This is a genomic window from Moorena sp. SIO4A1 (genome assembly GCF_010672065.1).
In the GTDB taxonomy this organism is placed as follows: Bacteria; Cyanobacteriota; Cyanobacteriia; order Cyanobacteriales; family Coleofasciculaceae; genus Moorena.
On the sequence record NZ_JAAHHX010001078.1, the window covers coordinates 1 to 1,019 of the forward strand.

General features: G+C 38.4%; 1 pseudogene. It reads left to right on the forward strand.

Annotated features, from left to right (window positions below):
* Positions 1 to 968, forward strand: a pseudogene (locus F6K53_RS45410) (hypothetical protein); the annotation flags it as partial.
* Between the last annotated feature and the right edge of the window lie 51 nt (positions 969 to 1,019).

Consider the following 1,019-nt stretch of genomic DNA (forward strand, 5'->3'; position numbering starts at 1 on the left):
TGGCATCTGCGATCGCATTTTACCGTAAAGCCATTGAACTCAACCGAGATCACCATCAGTATCATATCACCTTAGCCAAAGCCCTAGCTCGAAAAGGCATGGCCGCTGAAGCAGTAACTGAGTATCGCTTAGGGCTCTCCCTTAACCCTAACTTCCAGTGGTCAGAAGATAATTTTGGCGAAGCTTTATTAGAAGGTCTGTATAAACACCATAGTAAAAACCATAGTAAAGGTTTCCAAGGAAACCCTAGTCAAAATAATGACACAAGCCACGACTGTGGTGTCATTTATTTAGCCATTGGTGAAAAATTTAAACAAGAATTTATTAACGCTTATAAGTTTTTCAAGAAATCCAATCCTACCATCCCGATCTCCCTATTTACTGATTGCCCCATGGGAGAGTTAGATGGTTGTACAGTCTATCCCTTAAATGAGAAAAAAAATCCTCATAAGCTCAAAGTAGATATCTTGAAAAATAGCCCTTATCAAAAAACTCTATTTCTTGATACAGACACCTTAGTTGTTGGGGATATTTCTGAGATATTTTCCTTATTAGATGACTGTGATTTATGTATTGCAAAAACTCCTAATATTGACTATAGTAAGCCACCTTATAAATATCTTGGCTATGAATCTCATAACACCATGAATACAGGAGTATTCGCCTTTAGAAAATGCCAATTTATTACTAAAATGATAGATGGCTGGATTACACTGGCCTCAAAACAAGATGACTCAACTATGAGAGCAGGACATTTTGGTGACCAGTACTATTTTAACCAATTATTACAATCCGGTTTCTTCGAGCAAGAAGGAGGCAAAGTAAAAGTTATAGACAACAAGATTTACAATGTCAGACCTCAGCCTCTTCCTCACCTAATCAAAGATAGCTTATTTAATCAAGCCAAGATAATTCATCTACGACTCCCCGCTTTTGTCCCATCATTAATTTCTCTTAAAAAGAAATAGGGAGTAGGGAATCGGGAATCGGGAATCGGGAGTCGGGAGTCGGGTGGGGAG